Raw genomic sequence first — 18233 nt, 5'->3', positions numbered from 1 at the left:
GCTCGACAGCACGGAAACAAGAACAAAGGAGTTCTCCCGCATGCAACGCAAAATGCTTCCCCTCGCGGTCGCGGCCACCGCTGCCACCGCGCTCCTGGCCGGTTGCTCGGCGGGCGCAGGCACTGAGGCTGGCGGCTCGAGTGAACCCGTCACGTTCATCTGCAGCCCGCAGGAGGACTGGTGCCAGCTCATCGCCGCCGAGTTCACGGCCGCGTCCGGGATCCCCGCGAACTACGTCCGCCTGAGCGGCGGCGAGGCGGTCGCGCGCCTCAGCGCGACCGGTGAGACTCCCGAGTTCGACGCGTGGTTCGGTGGAGGCGCCGAAGGTCACCTCGCCGCCGACGAGTCGGGGCTGCTGGAGACGTACACGTCGCCGAACGCCGAGCAGATCCCCGACGAGTACAAGGACGCCGACGGCACCTGGACCGGTGTATACGTGGGCGCGCTCAGCTTCTGCTCGAACACGGACGTACTCGAGGAGATCGGGGCCGAGGCGCCCACCTCATGGGAGGACCTGCTCGACCCCAGGTTCAAAGGCAACATCGCGATGGCCCACCCCGGAACCTCAGGCACCGCCTACCAGGCGCTGTGGACCGAGGTCGAGCTGAACGACGGCGACCAGGATGCGGCGATCGACTTCTTCGGGAAGCTCCACTCGAACATCCTTCAGTACTCCAAGAGCGGCAGCGCCCCCGGCCAGATGGCGGGCCGCGGCGAGGTCGCCACCGGCGTGATCTTCGCCCAGGACTGTCAGAAGTTCGTGAACGAGGGCTTCACGAACCTCGAGACGACGTTCCCGTCCGAGGGAACCGGCTACGAGGTCGGCGCCGTGTCCCTCATCAAGAACGCCAAGAACCCCGAGGGTGCCAAGGCGTTCATCGACTGGACGCTGACGGCCGAGGCGCAGGACCTCGCCGCGACGGTCGGCAGCTACAGCGTGCCGACGAACCCCGACGCGACGATCACCGAGGACATGGTCGACTTCGACACGCTCAAGCTCGTGCACGCCGACATCGACGCGGCCGGCAAGGCACGCAACGAGCTCACGGGCCGGTTCGACGCGGAGGTGGCGCCTGCTCCGAAGGAGTAGAAGCGCAGACGAGCAATGACTTCCACACTCGAAGCAGTCGCGGGCGGCGTCACGCCGCCCGCGACCCCTGCTGCCGCCAGGCGCGGCAAGCGCCCAGCTCCCCGAACTCGCGCTCGCGCAGACCGCAGCGTCGTGATCCTCGGTCTCGTCGTCGCCCTCATCCTCCTGCTGCTCATCGGCTACCCGGTGGTGAGCCTCCTCTCTGCGGCGTTCGCCCCGGACGGCCTCGCCGTGCTCGGCAGCATCGTCACCGACCCCGTCAACCACCGGATCATCCTCAACACCCTCACCCTCGGGCTCATCGTCGGCGTGGTGGGGACGATCATCGGCTTCCTGTTCGCCTTCGCCCAGGTGCGGGTCGCATTCCGCGGCAAGCGAGCGCTGCACCTGCTCGCGATGGTCCCGATCGTCGCACCGCCCTTCGCGGTCGCGACCGCCGTCATCACGCTCTTCGGGCGCAACGGCGCGATCAGCAACGGCATCTTCGGCATCAAGGGCGACATCTACGGCCTCACCGGCCTCGTGATCGTCCTCTCCCTCTCCTTCTTCCCTGTCGCCTACATGAACTTCCGGGGCATGCTCGAGTCGCTCGACCCGAGCCTCGACGAGGCTGCCGCCGGTCTCGGCGCGAGCAAGCTCAAGGTGTTCTTCTCCGTCACCATCCCCATGCTCGTCCCGGGCTTCGCAGGGTCCTTCCTGCTGCTGTTCGTGGAGTCCATCGCCGACCTCGCAAACCCGCTCGTCCTGGGAGGTGACTACACGGTCCTCGCCAGCAGGGCGTACCTCGCGGTCACGGGCGACTACAACACGAGTGCCGGCGCCGCCTACTCGCTCACCATCCTCGTCCCAGCGCTCCTCGTGTTCCTCGTGCAGCGCTACTGGGTCTCCAAGCGGAGCGTGGTGACCGTGACAGGGAAGCCCACCGGGCGGTCCGAGCAGATCACGGCCGCGAGCATCCGCGTGCCCATCCTCCTGCTCGTCGGCTCGATCAGCGCGCTCATCGTCACCATCTACCTGACCGTGCTGTCCGGCGGCTTCATGAAGGTGCCGGGCGTGAACAACGAGTTCACCCTCGAGCACTTCCAGTTCGTGCTCACGGGCATTGGCTCGAAGGCCATGACCGACACGGCGACCCTGGCCCTCATCGCGGCACCCATCGCGGGAATCCTCGGCATGCTCATCGCCTGGCTCGTGGTGCGCAAGCTTCGGCGCACGGCTGGCATCCTCGACTTCGTGGGGATGCTCGGGCTCGCCGTGCCCGGGACGGTGCTCGGCATCGGCTACGCGCTCAGCTACATCACGCCGACGACGATCTTCGGCGTGCAGATCCTGCCGGCGCTCGCGGGGGGCAGCGCCGCCTTCGCCGGTGGCATCGCGATCGTGATGGTCTACATCACGAGATCGCTGCCGTCCGGTCAGCGCTCGGGCATCGCGGCTCTCAACCAGATCCACCCCGCCATCGAGGAGGCCTCCACCTCGCTCGGCGCGGGATCCGGCACGACGTTCCGCAAGGTCACGCTGCCGCTCATCCAGTCGGCCCTCCTCACTGGCCTCACGTTCGCCTTCGCGCGGTCGATGACGACTCTGTCGCCCATCGTGTTCCTGACCACGCCCGGCATCAAGATCATGACCTCGCAGATCCTCGCCGAGGTCGACTCCGGCCGATTCGGGAACGCGTTCGCGTACTGCACGGTGCTCATCCTCATCGTGCTGACGCTCATCCTCATCATCAACTTCCTCGTCCGAAAGGTGATCTTCCGTGGTCGCACACACCGTCGTTGACTCCGTCGATGGCCTCGCCGAGGCCGTCGGCATCGACCCAGAGGCCGCGCTCGGCCGCATCACGCTCCGCAAGCTGACGAAGCGGTACGGCACGAGGTCCGACGATCCGCTCGCCGTCGACTCCATCGACCTCGAGATCGAGCCTGGGGAGTTCATCACCCTCCTGGGCCCCTCGGGCTGCGGCAAGACCTCGACGCTGCGCATGATCGCCGGCTTCGAGGAGCCGACCTCCGGTGAGCTGGAGCTCGATGGGGCCGACATGATCCGCGTCGCCCCCAACCAGCGACCCATGTCGATGGTGTTCCAGTCGTACGCGCTGTTCCCGCACCTGTCGGTGCGCGAGAACGTCTCGTACGGGCTGAAGCTCAAGAAGATGCCGGCGGCGCGGATGCGCGAGGAGGTCGACACCGTCCTCACGATCATGAACCTCATGAACTTCGCCGACCGGGCCCCTCACCAGCTCTCCGGCGGCCAGCAGCAGCGCGTCGCCCTCGCCAGAGCCCTGGTCATGCGGCCGAAGGTGCTCCTCTTCGACGAGCCCCTGTCGAACCTCGACGCGAAGCTGCGCGTGCTCATGCGCAACGAGATCCGGCGCCTCCAGCGTCGCCTCGGCATCACGAGCATCTTCGTCACCCACGACCAGGATGAGGCGATGACGCTCTCCGACCGGATCGTCGTGATGAACCGGGGCCGGATCGAGCAGGTGGACGTGCCGGACACCGTCTACCGTCGCCCGGAGTCAGTGTTCGTGGCCGACTTCATCGGCCGCGCCACCTTCCTCGATGCCACCCTGCTTGCCGAGCCGGGCAACGGCCGAGCACGCGTCGTCGCGCTCGGGCGCGAGTTCGAGACCGACTGCCAGGACGGGGTCACGATCGACACCGAGGTGCTGCTCATGATCAGGCCGGAGTCGGTTCGCCTCTCGGAGCGGGTGGAAGCGGCAGACGTGCACGGGGACATCGGTCGCGTGCTCAACGCGATCTTCCACGGCGACAGCGTCGAGTACGAGATCGAGACGGACACCGGCACCATCGTCGCGCAGGTGTCCGACCCCTCCGTCGAGGACATCCTCCGGCCTATGGACTGCGTCCGCGTCACGATCGCGCCTGACCGCGGGTGGCTGCTGCCGAAGACCGATTACGAGGAGGACGCCGCGGGGCACTAGTCACGTCGGCACCGTGAACTCGGGCCGTCTGCTCCTCGTGGAGCGGGCGGCCCGATGTTCGTCGCGGCGCTCACGTGGGCGCTCCGGGCGAGGTTCTTGCCCGTATCCGAACGGCTATAGTCGCGATCATGGAGCCAGAAGACACCTCGCCCGTGGGCATGGCCGGCATCGCCGCCGCCGCGGGCGTCTCCGTCTCCACCGTCTCCCGGGCGCTCAGCGGCGTGCCCGGTGTGTCCACTGCGAAGCGCGCGGAGATCCGCAGGATCGCGCGGGCCCGGGGGTACCTGGCCGACGATGCCGGCCGGGAGCAGAACCGGGATGCGCGAACCGCCGGGCGGATCACGGCTGTCATCCCAGAGCCCGACCGCTGGGTCTTCGGCTCCATCCTCGCTGGGCTGCACGACGTGCTCACCCCGACGGGCGCGACGCTCACCGTCTACCAGGGTCTCTCCGGGCGCGAGCGGGCGAAGCTCTTCGAAGCCACCGCGCTCTCCCGCAGCAGCGACGTCGTGGTGCTCGTGCCGATGCCGCATCGCATGCCGGTCCCTGACGTGCGACGCCTCGGCGTTCCCGTCGTCGTGGCGGGATCCGTCGTCGAGGGCATCGCGAGCGTCGGCATCGACGACGTCGTCGTCGGCCAGCAGGCCACGAACTCCCTCATCAACGGCGGATGCACGAGCATCGTCTACGCGTCGAGCACCGACCACGAGGGCACGCCCGGCAACGCCTCCCGCCGCCGAGCAGAGGGCTTCGAGTCGCGCATGCAGCGAGCCGGACTGGATCCGAGCTGGCAGGTGCAGGTGCCGTTCGGCCCGACGGCGGGCCAGGTCGCCGCGGAGCAGCTGCTGGCCGGGGAGCGACTGCCCGACGCGGTCTTCGCGTCGTCCGACGACCTCGCCTCCGGCATGATGTCCGCGTTCCGCAAGGCCGGGGTCCGGATCCCGCAGGACCTCTCGATCATCGGCGTCGACGACAGCCCCATCGCGAGCCTCATGCACCTCACCACGATCGCTCAACCAGCTCGCCAGCAGGGACACCTGGCCGCGTCGATGGCGTTGCGCGCCCTGCAGGGCGACCCGCCGAGCGAGGCGGTCACACTCGAGACGCGCCTCGTCATCCGCGAATCGACGGGGCACCCGACCGCGAGATAGCGCACGCTTCGCGGTATTGCGGGGTGCCCCGGCTTGTTGCGCAAAGACACGCAACAGTCGCGCAACCGCGCCGAATCACGTCGACCGCGGTCCTAGGCTTCTGCCGATGCGTACTGAATCCAACGGCGGCTTCCAGCAGAGCACCGTCTACCAGATCTACCCGAAGTCCTTCCTCGACTCCACGGGCAGCGGCGTCGGCGACCTCCGCGGTGTGATCCGGAAGATCCCGTACATCGCGTCGCTCGGCGTCGACATGGTCTGGTTCAACCCGTTCTTCGCGTCGCCGCAGGCCGACAACGGCTACGACATCTCCGACTACTACCGCATCGACCCTGAGATGGGCACGATGGCGGACTTCGAGGAGCTCGTCGCCGGCCTCAGGGCAGAGGGCATCGACGTGATGCTCGACATGGTGCTCAACCACACGTCGACGGAGCACGAGTGGTTCCAGCGGGCGCTCGCGGGCGACGACGAGTACCGCGACTTCTACTTCGTGCGGCCGGCGGGCGAAGACGGTGGCCCCCCGAACAACTGGGTCTCGAAATTCGGGGGAGCGGCGTGGGACCGCTTCGGCGACACCGACGAGTACTACCTGCACCTCTTCGACCGCACGCAGGCGGACCTCAACTGGCACAACCCTCGGGTGCGCCTCGAGATGGCCAAGATCGTCGAGTTCTGGCGCCTGAAGGGCGTGCGCGGCTTCCGCTTCGACGTCATCAACCTCATCTCCAAGCCCGTCGACCTGCCCTCAGCGCCCGAGGGTGCCGACGACCGGTACCTGTACACCGACGGCGAGCTCGTCACGACGTTCCTGCGCGAGCTGGCGGAGGCCTCCTACGGCAGGGACGCCGGATGCGTCACGGTCGGCGAGATGTCCTCGACCTCGATCGAGCGCTGCGTCGAGTACTCGCATCCCGAATCCGGGGCCCTCTCCATGGTGTTCAACTTCCACCACCTCAAGGTCGACTACATCGACGGCAAGAAGTGGTCGGTCGGGCGTTTCGAGCTCGACGAGCTGCGCCGTGTGCTCATGGAGTGGGCCGACGGGATGCAGGCTGGCGGCGGCTGGAACGCGCTGTTCTGGAACAACCACGACCAGCCTCGCGCGCTCAACCGCTTCGGTGACGCGGGCCGGTTCCGGGTCGAGTCGGCGATGATGCACGCCACGCTCCTGCACCTGTTCCGCGGCACACCGTACGTGTACATGGGGGAGGAGATCGGCATGACCGACCCCGAGTACACGTCGATCGACGACTACGTCGACGTCGAGGCGGTCAACGCGCACACGGCGCTCGTCGGCACCGGCATGTCGGACGAGGATGCGCTGCAGATCGTCCGCGCCAAGGCCAGAGACAACGCCCGCACCCCCATGCAGTGGGAGCCCGGCCCCACCGCCGGCTTCACCTCGGGCAGGCCGTGGCTCCGGCCCACGAACGCAGACCTCATCAACGTGGCTGCCGAGGAACGGAACGGGCGCATCCTGCCCTACTACCGCCGACTCATCGAGCTGCGGAAGGCGCACCCCGTCATCAGCCACGGCCGGATAGCCGGGTATGCGCCAGAGCACCCGCACGTCTTCGCCTACGAGCGCACGCTCGGCGAGACGCGCCTGCTCGTCCTGGCGAACTTCCTCGACAGCCCGACGCGCATCGACGTGCCGGCCGAGTTCACCTCGGGTCGCGTGCTCGTCTCCACCACCGACCGCGCCACCGCACCGAGCTCGCCCGACGTCGAGCTCGCGCCGTACGAGGCGCTCGCGATCCTCCTCGAACCTTCCGAACGCTAGGAGCAGCAATGTCCCAGACCGAACTCAGCGGAGGCATCGTCGCGCCGCTCGCCGGCACGATGGTCGCCATCGCCGATGTCCCAGACCCCATGTTCGCCTCGAAGGCCATGGGTGATGGGTTCGCCGTCGCGCCCAACGCAGACGATGTCGTCGCGCCGTGCAGCGGAACCGTCATCATGGTCGCCAAGACCGCTCACGCCTTCGGGATCCGGACTGACGACGGCCTCGAGGTGCTCGTGCACATGGGCATCGACACGGTCGAGCTCGAGGGAGCGCCCTTCTCGATGCACGTCGACGTCGACGACCGCGTCGAGGCCGGGCAGCCGCTCGGGCGCATGGACCTCGCAGCCGTCGAAATCGCGGGCAAGAGCACCATGACCATGGTGATCTTCCTCAACCTGGCCCAGAAGAAGGGCTCCGTCGAAGCCGCGACCGGCCCCATCGGGCTCGGCGAGCGGGCCGCGACCCTCGACATCCCCGAGCAGGATGCGGCAGCGCCGGCGACAGCGGATGCGCCGGCGGCAGCGGCACCCACGGAGGTGTCAGCGCAGAGCGCGGCTTCGCCCGCGACTGCGAAGACCGCCGCGGCCACCGGGCACGCCTCCGGCGCGACCGGATTCGACGCCCTCGCCTACGACATCGTCGAGGGCATCGGCGGCAAGGACAACATCCGCAACGTCGTCCACTGCATCACCCGCGTGCGCTTCACGCTGAAGGACACGGAAGCGGCCAACGACGACCTCGTCAAGAACCTCGACGGCGTCATCGACGTCATCAAGGCAGGCGGCCAGTACCAGGTCGTCATCGGCCCGGCCGTGGAAGACGTCTACGACGCCGTGGTCGGTGTCATCGGCGGCACGGGGGAGGCGTCGCCCGACGACGAGCCGGTCGAGCGGCCGACGACCGTCGTCGGGTGGTTCCAGTTCGGCTTCAGCTCGCTCATCGGCGTCATCACCGGCTCGATGATCCCCGTGATCGGGCTGCTCGCCGCATCCGGAATCCTGAAGGGCATCCTGGCCCTGCTGACGCAGTTCGGGGTCGTCGCGAGCGACAGCTCGACCTACGCGCTCATCGACGCGATGTCGTCGTCGATGTTCTACTTCCTGCCCATCATCATCGGGTTCACGGCGGCACGCAGGTTCGGCTCCGACCCCATCATCGTCGCCATCATCGGCGGCGTGCTCGTGTTCCCCTCGGTCGTGTCGATGTCGGACCCTGAGGCCGATGGCTACACGGTCGTCAGCCAGCTCGGCAACACGATCTTCAACGCCGACTTCTTCGGCATCCCCGTGGCGCTCCCGCAGGGCAACGCCTACGCGTACTCGATCTTCCCGATCATCGTCGCCGCCTACCTCGCGTCGCTGCTCGAGCCGCAGCTCAAGAAGCACATTCCGGCGGTCGTGCGGATGATCTTCGCACCGCTGCTCGAGGTCTTCATCATCTCGACCGTCATGCTCGTGGTCTTCGGCCCCATCATCATGACCATCTCGGGCGGCATCGCGAACGGCATCAACGGCGTGCTCGAGGTCAACTACGCAATCGCTGGCCTCATCATCGGCGCCCTCTACCAGTGCCTCGTCATCTTCGGCCTGCACTGGGCGGTCATCCCGCTCGTCGCCTCGCAGATCGCGATCGACGGATCGTCGCCGCTCAACGCGATCATCTCGGCGACCATGGTGGCGCAGGGTGGCGGCGCGCTGGCGATCTGGATCCGCACGCGCAGCCAGAAGATCAAGACCCTCGCGGGCCCCGCGACCATCTCAGCGTTCTGCGGCATCACGGAACCGGCGATGTACGGCTTGAACCTCAAGTACGGTCGGGTCTTCATCACCGCGTCCGCCGGTGGCGCGGTCGGCGGCTTCCTCACGGGGCTCATGGATGTGAACATGTACGGCTTCACGGGAGCGTTCGTCGGCTTCCCGTCGTTCGTGAACCCTGCAGGGCTCGACCACAGCTTCTTCGGATTCCTCATCGCCTCCACGGCTGCACTCGTGGTCTCGTTCACGCTCACCTACTTCTTCGGGTACAGCGACGACGACCTCGAGACGGAACGCGCCGTCAAGAAGGTTCGCCTCGGGAAGCGCGAGCCCGCCGGCGTCTAGAGTTCCCGCGCCGCCACGTCGTTGGCGGCGCGGGGCGACAGAGCGGAGACCCCGGTGGTCACCTCGAGGATGCGCCCTCGAGGTGGACACCGGGGTTCTTCGGTTGAACGGGGCGGCACTGACCGGCGCCTACTCGCGTTTCTTCTGCGTGTAGGCGACGGTGGCGGCGGCCGCGAGCGAGGCGCCGATGGCGACGAGCACCCCGCCGCCCCCGGTGAGCGGGGTGAGAAGCCCAGCCCCGGCCGGGATGAGCGACTGTGCGAGCCGATTGCCGACGAGTCGGAGCGAGAGAGCGAGGCCGCGCTGATCTTCCGGCGCCACGTCGGTGAGCCAGGCCATCGTGATGGGCTGCGTGACACCGATCGCGAACCCGTAGAGCACGGCCGCGACGACGAGCCAGATCGGGCCGATCGGGAGGCCCGTGAGGGCGAGCGTCACCGCCGCCGCTCCCAGCGAGATCAGCAGCAGCATGCGTCGGGAGAGCCGTCGACTGAGCGCGGGGAGGGCCGCTCGGGAGGCGAGCGTCGCGAGGGCGCGGCTCGTCAGCATGAGGCTCACGAGCGCCGCGGAGATACCAGGCTGCGTGCTGAGCGCGGGCCAGAACGCGAGCGTCACGTCGACGGAGGCGATGGCGATCCCGCCCGCGACGACGGCCCGGAACGCGCCTGGCTCGCGCAGGATCTTCCGGCTCGACGCGAACGACCCCGGCCGCTTCGCGGTGCTGGCGCCTCGCGACCCGCTCCCCAGGAAGAGGCTGGCGACGCCGAGCAGGACGGCGGCTCCCACGGCGCACCAGAACACGAGCGAGAGGTTCGGGCCAGGGCCGGCGGGGTTCGGGATGGCCAGCAGCAGCGGGCCGAGCGTCTGGCCGATGGATGCGGCGAGCGTGTAGAGCCCGAACGCCGACTCCCGAGACCCCACCTTCGAGCGATTGGCGACTGCGGTCTGCTCGCTGATGATGCTGAGCAGATGTCCGACGCCGAGGACGAGGGCCGCGACCATGAGGCCTGCGACGCTCTGCAGTGACACCAGCGCGATGCTGATCGCGGCGACGAGCAGGACGCTGCCGAGCACCGCGATGGTGCGCTCACCGCGCCCATCCGTGAGCCGACCGGCTGGCAGGGCGAGGAGGAGAGCTGGGAGCGCGAACGACGTAGCGAGCAGGCCGATGACGGCTTCCTGCCCGCCGGCTTCGAGCACTGCGAACGAGAGTCCGGGGCGAACCGCGTACGTGAGCACCTGGATGAGCACGGCGTGCACGATGATCCACGGCCACCGCGAGCCGGGTGTGCCCGGCATTCAGCGCACCTCCGACGGGCGTGTCACTCCGCGGTCTCGGAGTCGCGCGCAGCGCTCGGCTCGAGGGTGCCGATCGCGCGACGCCCGAGGCTGTGCGTGATGTGCTTGCGGGAGCGCTCGCGGGCCAGCTCCGGATCGCCGGCGACGATCGCGTCTCGGAGGGCGGTGTGCTGCCGGTGCACCCGTGCCCGGTCCTCCGCCGTCGGGGACCAGGCGCGCAGCGCCCGCTGTCGGTAGAGGTCGGTCTTGTCCCAGAGTCCCTCGAGGATGCCGAGGAGTGTCGGGTTGGCGGCGGCCTCATAGATGGCGAGGTGGAAGCGGCGGTGGGCGTCAAGCGCGTCCGGGGACGCGACCCCGGTGAGCGGTTCGAGTTCGCTGAGTGCCGCATCGATGCGCGCGATGTCGGCGTCGTCTCTGCGTTCCGCTGCGAGACCGCATGCGAGGGGGTCGGCGGCAGCGCGCACTTCGTACAGGTTCTGTGCCTCCGCTTGGGAGAGCGGGACGACCCGGGCATCCCGGTGCGAACCGAGCTCGACGAGTCCTTCGGTGGACAGGCGTTTGAGGGCTTCCCGCAGCGGGGTCGTGCTCAGGCCGAGTTCGGCGGCCAGCTTCGTCTGCCCGATGACGTCACCCGGTTCGATGACACCGGTCAGGATGCGGCGGCGGAGTTCCTCGTAGGCGAGTTCGCTCTTACTTCGGAACAGCGGCTGCAGTGGGGATGCAGGGGCGGGCATACGCCGATGGTAGCAACTACCACGGCATCGTGTAGCATCGAGCCTATAACCTACGACGTGGGACGAGACGGAGGAAGCGTGCTGACGGACGCCGAGACGACGACGGTCCTCGCCACCGCATACGGCGACCTCGAGATCTGGCCCCTCGCGGCGGTCCCCGGTGCGGAACGACTGCCGTTCGCGCACCGCATCATCCTCGAGAACCTGCTCAGGCACCAGGACGGTGAAGTCGTGACGCAACGTGACATCGACGCGCTCGTCTCCGGGGGAGCTGGCACGCACGATATCGCGTTCCATCCCTCTCGCGTCTTCCTGCACGACACCAACGGCGTGCCCGTGCTCACCGACCTGGCGGCGATGCGAGACGCCTTCGCGGCCAGGGGCATGGACCCAGGGCTGCTCGACACTCAGGTTCCAGCGCAGCTGACCGTCGATCACTCCGTCGTCACCGACTTCTTCGCACGGCCGGATGCCCCAGCACTCAACGTGCGCCGCGAGTATGAGCGCAACGCCGAGCGCTACCGCTTCATCAAGTGGGGCCGCGAGGCCTTCTCCGGGCTGGAGGTCGTCCCGCCGGGAGCTGGCATCATGCACCAGGTCAACGTCGAGTATCTCGCCGACGTCGTCACGGTGCGCGACGGCCGCGCGTTCCCCGACACCGTCGCGGGCACCGACTCCCACACCACGATGGTGAACGGCCTCTCCGTCCTGGCGTGGGGCGTCGGCGGCATCGAGGCGGAGGCCGCCATGCTGGGCGAGCCCGTCACAATGCTCATTCCGCCCGTCGTGGGCGTCGAGCTCATCGGGCGCCTTCGACCAGGCGTGACGGCGACGGACCTGGTTCTGACGCTCACCGAGCGGATGCGGGCACTCGGCGTCGTCGGGAACATTGTCGAGTTCCACGGGTCGGGGGTCGCGGAGGTCTCGCTCGCGACGCGCTGCACGATCGCCAACATGAGTCCCGAGTTCGGCTCCACCTCCGCGATCTTCCCGAGCGACGACGCGACGATCGAGTTCCTGCTCATGACGGGGAGGAGCGAGCGGCAGGCGAGCCTCGTGGAGACCTACGCTCGGGCACAGGGGCTCTGGAGCGACCCCGCCAACCCTGCCGAGTACAACCGTCGGGTCGTCGTCGATCTCGACAGCATCACGCCGAGCCTGGCGGGCCCGCGGCGCCCGCAGGACCGCATCGAGCTGGCAGATGCGCCCGCCGCGACTGCGCGTGCCCTCGCGGAAGCCCACCAGGTCGCGCCGCTCACCTCCGTCGAGGGCGAGCGTGCCGTTCCAGACGGCGCCGTCGCGATCGCCTCCATCACCTCCTGCACCAACACGTCGAACCCTGCGGTCATGATGGCCGCCGGACTGCTCGCTCGAAACGCCAGGGCGCGCGGCCTGCAGTCGAAGTCGTGGGTCAAGACGAGCCTCGCACCCGGGTCTCGTGTCGTCACCGACTATCTCGCGAAGGCCGGCCTCATGTCGCCGCTCGAGGAGCTCGGGTTCGGGCTCGTCGGGTTCGGCTGCATGACCTGCATCGGCAACTCGGGTGACCTCCTCCCCGAGGTGCTCAGCGGTGTCGAGCAGGACGGCATCGTCGTCGCCTCCGTGCTGTCGGGCAACCGCAACTTCGACGGCCGCATCAACAACGACGTCGGCATGAACTTCCTGACCTCGCCCCCGCTGGTCGTCGCCTACGCGCTCGCCGGCACGATGCACGTCGACCTGACCCGGGACCCGCTCGGGTACGACGGGGCGGGGGCCCCGGTCCACCTCGCCGACATCTGGCCAAGCGACCAGGAGATCCAGCAGGCCGTCTCGAGCTCCATCGACCCCGAGATGTACACCGACGCCTACTCGACCATCTTCGACGGCGACGAGAACTGGCAGGGTCTGGATGCTCCTGGCGGCGACGGCTTCGACTGGGAGGCGGATTCGACCTACCTGCAGCGGCCGCCCTTCCTCGAGCTCGGGGCCGCCGCGGGCGGCGCCGACATCGAGGGCGCGAGAGTGCTCATGTTCCTCGAGGACTCGGTGACGACCGACCACATCTGCCCCGCGGGGCGCATCCCGGCCGCCAGCGCGGCGGGCCGACACCTGACCGAGCTCGGGGTCGGCGCCCGAGACCTGAGCAGCTACGCCTCGCGGCGCGGCAACTGGCGCGTCATGAAGCTCGGCGGGTTCACGAACACCCGCCTCGTCAACCGCCTGGTGCCAGCAGGCAACGGCGGGAGCACCCGCGACTTCCTCGCGGGTGAGCCCGCGGCGACGGCGCCCATCCGCGAGATCCATGCCGTCGCAGACGCCGCGGCCGACGCGGGGGTGCCGCTCATCGTGCTCGCCGGGCGTGAGTACGGAACCGGGTCGTCCCGGGACTGGGCCGCGAAGGTCACCCGCCTGCTGGGGGTCCGGGCCGTGATCGCGCAGTCCTTCGAGCGCATCCACCGCTCCAACCTGGTCGGCATGGGCGTGCTCCCGCTGCAGTTCGAGGACGGGACGAACGCCGACACGCTGGGGCTCGACGGCAGCGAGTGCTTCAGCATCCACGGCCTCGCGGCCGACGCCGACGTGCCCGACCGTCTCGAGGTGGTGGCGGTGCATCCCGAGACCAGTGCGGTCACCTCGTTTGCCGTGCGCGCACGCGTCGACACCTCGCTCGAGCAGCGCTACCTCCGTTCGGGCGGCGTGCTGCCGTACGCGCTCGAGCGGGCGGCCTCGCGCCACGAGCAGAACCTGGCAACCTCCGAGAAGGGCGAATGAAGATGGCAGACAGTGCCCACGTGAGCACAACCGATCTCGTCGACGAGCACGAGGACAGCATCCAGTCGTGCGACGTGCAGCTCCGCGACCTCGGCGGACTTATTCGGTTCTCCGGACGCATCGCGACGTTCCGCTCTCCCGTCGACAACCTCCAGCTGAAGGCCATCGTCGAGGAGCCTGGCGACGCCCGCGTGCTGGTCGTCGACGCCGGAGGGTCGCTGCACGCCGCGATGGCGGGCGGGAACATGGTCGCGAGGGCCGCGGCCAACGGCTGGGCGGGGCTCGTCGTGAACGGCGTCGTCCGAGACACCGAGGAACTCGCCGCGCTGCCCATCGGCGTCAAGGCGATCGGCACGAACCCGCGGCGCTCGACGAAGAACGGCCTCGGTGAGCGGGACGTCGAGGTCGAGTTCGGCTCGGTCGTGTTCCGACCGGGGGAGTTCCTCGCCGCCGATGAGGACGGCGTCGTCGTCCTCACCACACCAACGGGCTGAACCGCCCACGCCACCCTCCCCACAGGAAACAACGGAGTTTCATGTCCAAGACACCCAGAACACCGCTCCGACGCGTCGTGAACGTCGTCGTCGGAGTCTGTGCCGTCGCGATCGTCGCCTCGGCCACGGCGCTCTCCATCAGCCGTTCATCGGCGGCGGAGGACGTCAGCGCGAACCTCACGCTCATCGCTCCAGCCGGTCCTGGAGGCGGCTGGGACGGCTTCGCCCGCGAGCAGCAGCAGGCACTGCGGGCGACTGGCCTCGTCGGCAACGTGCAGGTCGTCAACATCCCGGGTGCCGCCGGAACGATCGGGCTCGGCACGTTCACGACGATGACGGGCCGCAGCGACACCCTCCTCGTGACCGGGTCGGGAATGACCGGCGGCATCGCGCTCAACGATTCACCGGTCGGCTTCGACGACGTCCAGCCGGTTGCGAAGTTCGCCGAGGACTACGACGTGATCATCGTGCCGGCCGACTCCCCGTACACGACCCTCGAGGAGCTCGTGGATGCGTGGGCTGCCGACCCGAAGTCCATCCCGTGGTCGGGCGGCTCAGCCGGCACCATCGACCACCTCCTCATCGCCGAGCTCGCGCAGGCCGCTGGCATCCAGCCTGCGGAGCTGACGTACATCCCGAAGTCGGGCGGTGGCGAGGCCATCCAGGCGCTGCTCAATGGAACGGTAGACGCGGTCGCCACCGGCTACAACGACGTCTCCGACCAGATCGAGGCCGGTCGAGTGCGCGCGCTCGCGGTCAGCGGGGCGGAGGAGCTGGAGGGTGTCGACATCCCGACGATCATGTCGCAGGGGTACGACGTCGAGGTGGCCAACTGGCGCGGACTCCTCGCGGCCCCGGGGGTCAGCGATGAGGCCTTCCAGCAGCAGCTCGAGATCTTCAGCGAGCTGCGCGAGAGCGACGAATGGCAGGAAGTGCTGACTCGCCTGAGCTGGGAGGACTCCTGGCTGACGGGGCCGGAGCTCGACGCCTTCCTCGTCGAGGACATGGCGCGAACCGAGGCACTGCTTGAGGAGCTGGGACTGTGACCGCACACACCGAGACGCATCTCGACGACTTCGACACCGGAGGCGCCCAGCAGAGCTGGTGGACCGGCCGGTCCGGGCTCATCTTCCCCGGCATCCTGGCGGCCTCCGCCAGCTACCTCCTCTACGGGCAGCTGACCATGGACGTCGCGCCGGACACGGACCCACCCGGCCCCGGGTTCTTCCCCGGCGCGATCATCGCGCTCCTCTACCTGTTCGCGGTGCTGCTGGCCATCGGCATCATCCGCAAGCCGCAGCTGCCGGAGGACGTGCACAGCGACCTCCGCACCGCGGAGATCAGCGTGCTCGGCCAGGGCGGTCCGCGCTGGTACAGCGACTGGTCCCGCGTCGCGTGGGCCGTCGGCGGGTTCGTGGCCTTCATACTGCTGCTGCAGCCGCTCGGCTGGATCATCGCGGCCGGCCTGCTGTTCTGGACCATGGCGCGAGCGTTCGCGTCACCCACCCCCGTGCGGGACATCCTCGTCTCGCTCACCTTCTCATCAGTGCTGTACCTGCTGTTCGCCGGGCTCCTCTCGGTGAACCTGCCAGCCGGATCGATCTTCGGCGGAGGGATCTGACATGGACATCATCAACAGCCTCCTCGGCGGCTTCGAAGGGGCGCTGACCCCGATCAACCTCATGTGGGTGCTCATCGGCTGCCTCCTCGGCACCGCCGTCGGCGTCCTCCCCGGCCTGGGTTCATCCATGGCGGTCGCGCTGCTGCTGCCGATGACGTTCGCGCTCGACCCGACCGGGGCGTTCATTCTCTTCGCCGGCGTCTACTTCGGCGGCCTCTTCGGCGACTCCACGATGGCCATCCTCATGAACACGCCAGGGTCCTCGTCGGCGATCGCGTCGACGTTCGAGGGGCATGCCATGGCGAAGGCCGGGCGGGCGCCACAGGCCCTCGCGACGGCGGCCATCGGCGCCTTCATCGGCGGCTTCGTCTCCTCGATCGCGGTCGTCTTCCTCGCACCGGCGCTGGCGGAGCTCTCGTCGAACTTCGGGCCAGCCGAGTACGTCGCCCTCGCGCTCTTCGCGTTCATCGCCACGTCCTCGATCGTCGCCGAGTCGGTGGTGGCAGGACTGGCGAGCCTCACGCTCGGGCTCGGCATCTCCGTCATCGGCATCGACTCGGTCACGGGCACGGAGCGCTTCACGGCTGGCGTGCCCGAGCTGTTCGACGGCATCTCGCTCGTCACGGTGACCGTCGCCGTGCTCGCGCTCGGCGAGGTCTTCCGTGTCGCCTCCCGGGCCCGCCGCGAGCCGGCGAACGTCTCGATGATGTCGAGCCGCACGCCGCGCCTCTCACGCGTCGAGTTCTTCAACGCGCTCCCAGCGTGGATCCGAGGGACGGGTATCGGCCTGCCCTTCGGCGTCATCCCCGTCGGCGGTTCTGAGGTGCCGACGTTCATGGCCTACAGCCTGGAGAAGAAGATCGACAGCCGCCGGAAGGATCCCGAGTTCGGCATGGGCGCCATCCGCGGTCTTGCCGCGCCGGAAGCGGCAGGCAACGCGACGACGGGCACCGCCATGGCCTCGCTGCTCGCCCTCGGCCTCCCGGTCTCCTCGACCGCGGCGATCATGCTCGCGGCCTTCCAGCAGTACGGCATCCAGCCTGGGCCACTGCTCTTCGAGCGGGCGCCCGACCTCGTCTGGGGGCTGCTCGCGAGCTTCTTCATCGCCATGATCGTGCTGCTGCTGCTCAACCTGCCGCTCGCGCCGCTCTGGGCGAAGCTCGCCGACATCCCGAAGCAGTACCTGTACCCGGGCATCGCAGTGTTCTGCGCGATGGGCATCTTCGCGACGTCCGCCTCTATCTTCGACCTCTGGATGCTCCTGCTGCTGGCGTTGCTCGGCTTCGCGATGCGCCGGTTCGGCATCCCGCTCGCACCGCTCATGATCGGGATGGTGCTCGGGCCGCTCATGGAGACGAACGTGCGGGACGCGCTCCTCAGCTCAGGCGGCGACTACTCGGTCTTCTTCTCGAGTCCCATCGCCGTCGCGCTCTACATCGTGCTGGCAGGCGTCATCGCCTTCACGATCGTCGGACGGGTGCGCTCGTACCGGCCGAAGAACGTCGAGTTCCAGACCACGCGCGAGACGAACTTCGAGGTGTCAGGCAAGAAGCGCCGCGACTGACGTCCGAGGCGAGGCCGGCAGCGCATGCTGCCGGCCTCGTCACGCCTTTGCCCACTCGCCCCGCACGTGCCCGATGTGCCGCGCGACGATCTTCTGCATCCGCTCGCGGTCGCCGTCGAGGGCCGCCTCGATCATCTGCTCGTGCTCGAGGGTGGATGCGGTGAGCTGGCCAGCCTCGGCGAGCGGCACCAGGTTGTGGAGGCGACTGCGCTCGCGGGCGCGACGCACGATCTGCACGAGTTCGGGGTTGCCGTGAATGGCGAGGAACGCGGTGTGGAACTCGGTGTCGGCCGTGAGGTAGGCCACCATGTCGTTGGCCTCCTCCGCCCGCTTCATCGCCTCCACGAGAGGGCGAAGCGATCGGATGCGCGTGGCGTCGTCGTCGCTGCGGAACTCGGCGATGTCGCCCATGACAGGCGCCTCGAGCAGCAGGCGCACCTCCGCGAGGTTGTCGAGCTCCGCGCGTGTGACCTCCGTCACCCGGAAGCCGGTGTTCGGAACGACCTCGACCATCCCGTCGCGCGCCAGGTCGAGCATCGCCTCGCGCACGGGGGTCGCCGACGAGTCAAAGCGCGCGGCGAGGGCGGGCGCCGAGTAGACCTGGCCTGGTGCGAGCTCCCCGCCGACGAGCGCCGCCCGCAGCTCCGCCGCCACCCGCTGTCGCACGGAATCTCGGCGGCCCCCGCCGGAA

14 protein-coding genes are annotated in these 18233 nt (G+C 68.7%); 11 read left to right on the top strand and 3 right to left on the bottom strand.

Annotated features, from left to right (window positions below):
- Positions 1-40: 40 nt before the first annotated feature.
- From C5C17_RS13655 to C5C17_RS13630, 6 genes are all read left to right on the top strand, one after another.
- Entirely contained in the window at positions 41-1090 is a 1050-nt protein-coding gene (locus C5C17_RS13655; protein ID WP_219820516.1) for an ABC transporter substrate-binding protein, read from the top strand.
- A gap of 15 nt (positions 1091-1105) precedes the next feature.
- A complete protein-coding gene (locus C5C17_RS13650; RefSeq protein WP_104253938.1) occupies positions 1106-2872 on the top strand; it encodes an iron ABC transporter permease in 1767 nt (588 codons plus the stop codon).
- Positions 2850-4037 carry an ABC transporter ATP-binding protein gene (locus tag C5C17_RS13645; RefSeq protein ID WP_258066214.1) on the top strand — a complete coding sequence of 396 codons (1188 nt, stop codon included), beginning with the start codon at positions 2850-2852 and terminating at the stop codon, positions 4035-4037. The genes C5C17_RS13650 and C5C17_RS13645 overlap by 23 nt, the downstream gene beginning before the upstream one ends.
- A 128-nt stretch (positions 4038-4165) precedes the next feature.
- Positions 4166-5188, top strand: a complete 1023-nt coding sequence (locus C5C17_RS13640) for a LacI family DNA-binding transcriptional regulator (protein WP_104253937.1) — start codon at positions 4166-4168, stop codon at positions 5186-5188.
- Positions 5189-5294: 106 nt separating this feature from the next.
- Positions 5295-6974, top strand: coding sequence for an alpha,alpha-phosphotrehalase (locus tag C5C17_RS13635; protein ID WP_104253936.1), 1680 nt, complete (start codon positions 5295-5297; stop codon positions 6972-6974).
- Between the two features lie 8 nt (positions 6975-6982).
- Positions 6983-9076, top strand: coding sequence for a PTS glucose transporter subunit IIABC (locus C5C17_RS13630; protein ID WP_104253935.1), 2094 nt, complete (start codon positions 6983-6985; stop codon positions 9074-9076).
- A 129-nt stretch (positions 9077-9205) separates the two neighbouring features.
- Here the strand turns inward: C5C17_RS13630 and C5C17_RS13625 are convergent, their stop codons facing one another.
- Positions 9206-10375: an MFS transporter gene (locus C5C17_RS13625; protein WP_104253934.1), complete on the bottom strand. Its 1170-nt coding sequence runs from the start codon at positions 10373-10375 to the stop codon at positions 9206-9208.
- Between the two features lie 23 nt (positions 10376-10398).
- Positions 10399-11109 (bottom strand): GntR family transcriptional regulator, encoded by a 711-nt coding sequence (locus C5C17_RS13620; protein ID WP_104253933.1) that lies wholly within the window; start codon positions 11107-11109, stop codon positions 10399-10401.
- A gap of 78 nt (positions 11110-11187) precedes the next feature.
- Here C5C17_RS13620 and acnA point away from each other — a divergent pair, with 78 nt between their 5' ends.
- From acnA to C5C17_RS13595, 5 genes are read left to right on the top strand one after another with little or no spacing between them, the layout of a single operon-like run.
- Complete coding sequence (gene acnA / locus C5C17_RS13615; RefSeq protein ID WP_258066213.1) at positions 11188-13863, top strand: aconitate hydratase AcnA; 2676 nt, start codon at positions 11188-11190, stop codon at positions 13861-13863.
- 20 nt (positions 13864-13883) lie between these two features.
- A complete protein-coding gene (rraA, locus tag C5C17_RS13610) occupies positions 13884-14357 on the top strand; it encodes a ribonuclease E activity regulator RraA (protein ID WP_258066212.1) in 474 nt (157 codons plus the stop codon).
- 41 nt (positions 14358-14398) lie between these two features.
- A complete protein-coding gene (locus C5C17_RS13605; RefSeq protein WP_104253931.1) occupies positions 14399-15403 on the top strand; it encodes a tripartite tricarboxylate transporter substrate binding protein in 1005 nt (334 codons plus the stop codon).
- Positions 15400-15978, top strand: a complete 579-nt coding sequence (locus C5C17_RS13600; protein WP_104253930.1) for a tripartite tricarboxylate transporter TctB family protein — start codon at positions 15400-15402, stop codon at positions 15976-15978. The genes C5C17_RS13605 and C5C17_RS13600 overlap by 4 nt, the downstream gene beginning before the upstream one ends.
- A 1-nt stretch (position 15979) precedes the next feature.
- Entirely contained in the window at positions 15980-17542 is a 1563-nt protein-coding gene (locus tag C5C17_RS13595; protein ID WP_104253929.1) for a tripartite tricarboxylate transporter permease, read from the top strand.
- Positions 17543-17581: 39 nt separating this feature from the next.
- Here C5C17_RS13595 and C5C17_RS13590 read toward each other — a convergent pair whose 3' ends face one another.
- Positions 17582-18208 carry a GntR family transcriptional regulator gene (locus C5C17_RS13590; RefSeq protein ID WP_258066211.1) on the bottom strand — a complete coding sequence of 209 codons (627 nt, stop codon included), beginning with the start codon at positions 18206-18208 and terminating at the stop codon, positions 17582-17584.
- Positions 18209-18233 lie beyond the last annotated feature (25 nt).

The sequence above is a fragment of the Pseudoclavibacter sp. RFBA6 genome, assembly GCF_002931575.1.
GTDB classification, from domain to species: Bacteria; Actinomycetota; Actinomycetes; order Actinomycetales; family Microbacteriaceae; genus Pseudoclavibacter; species Pseudoclavibacter terrae.
This window is presented reverse-complemented; position numbering and strand designations above follow the sequence as displayed.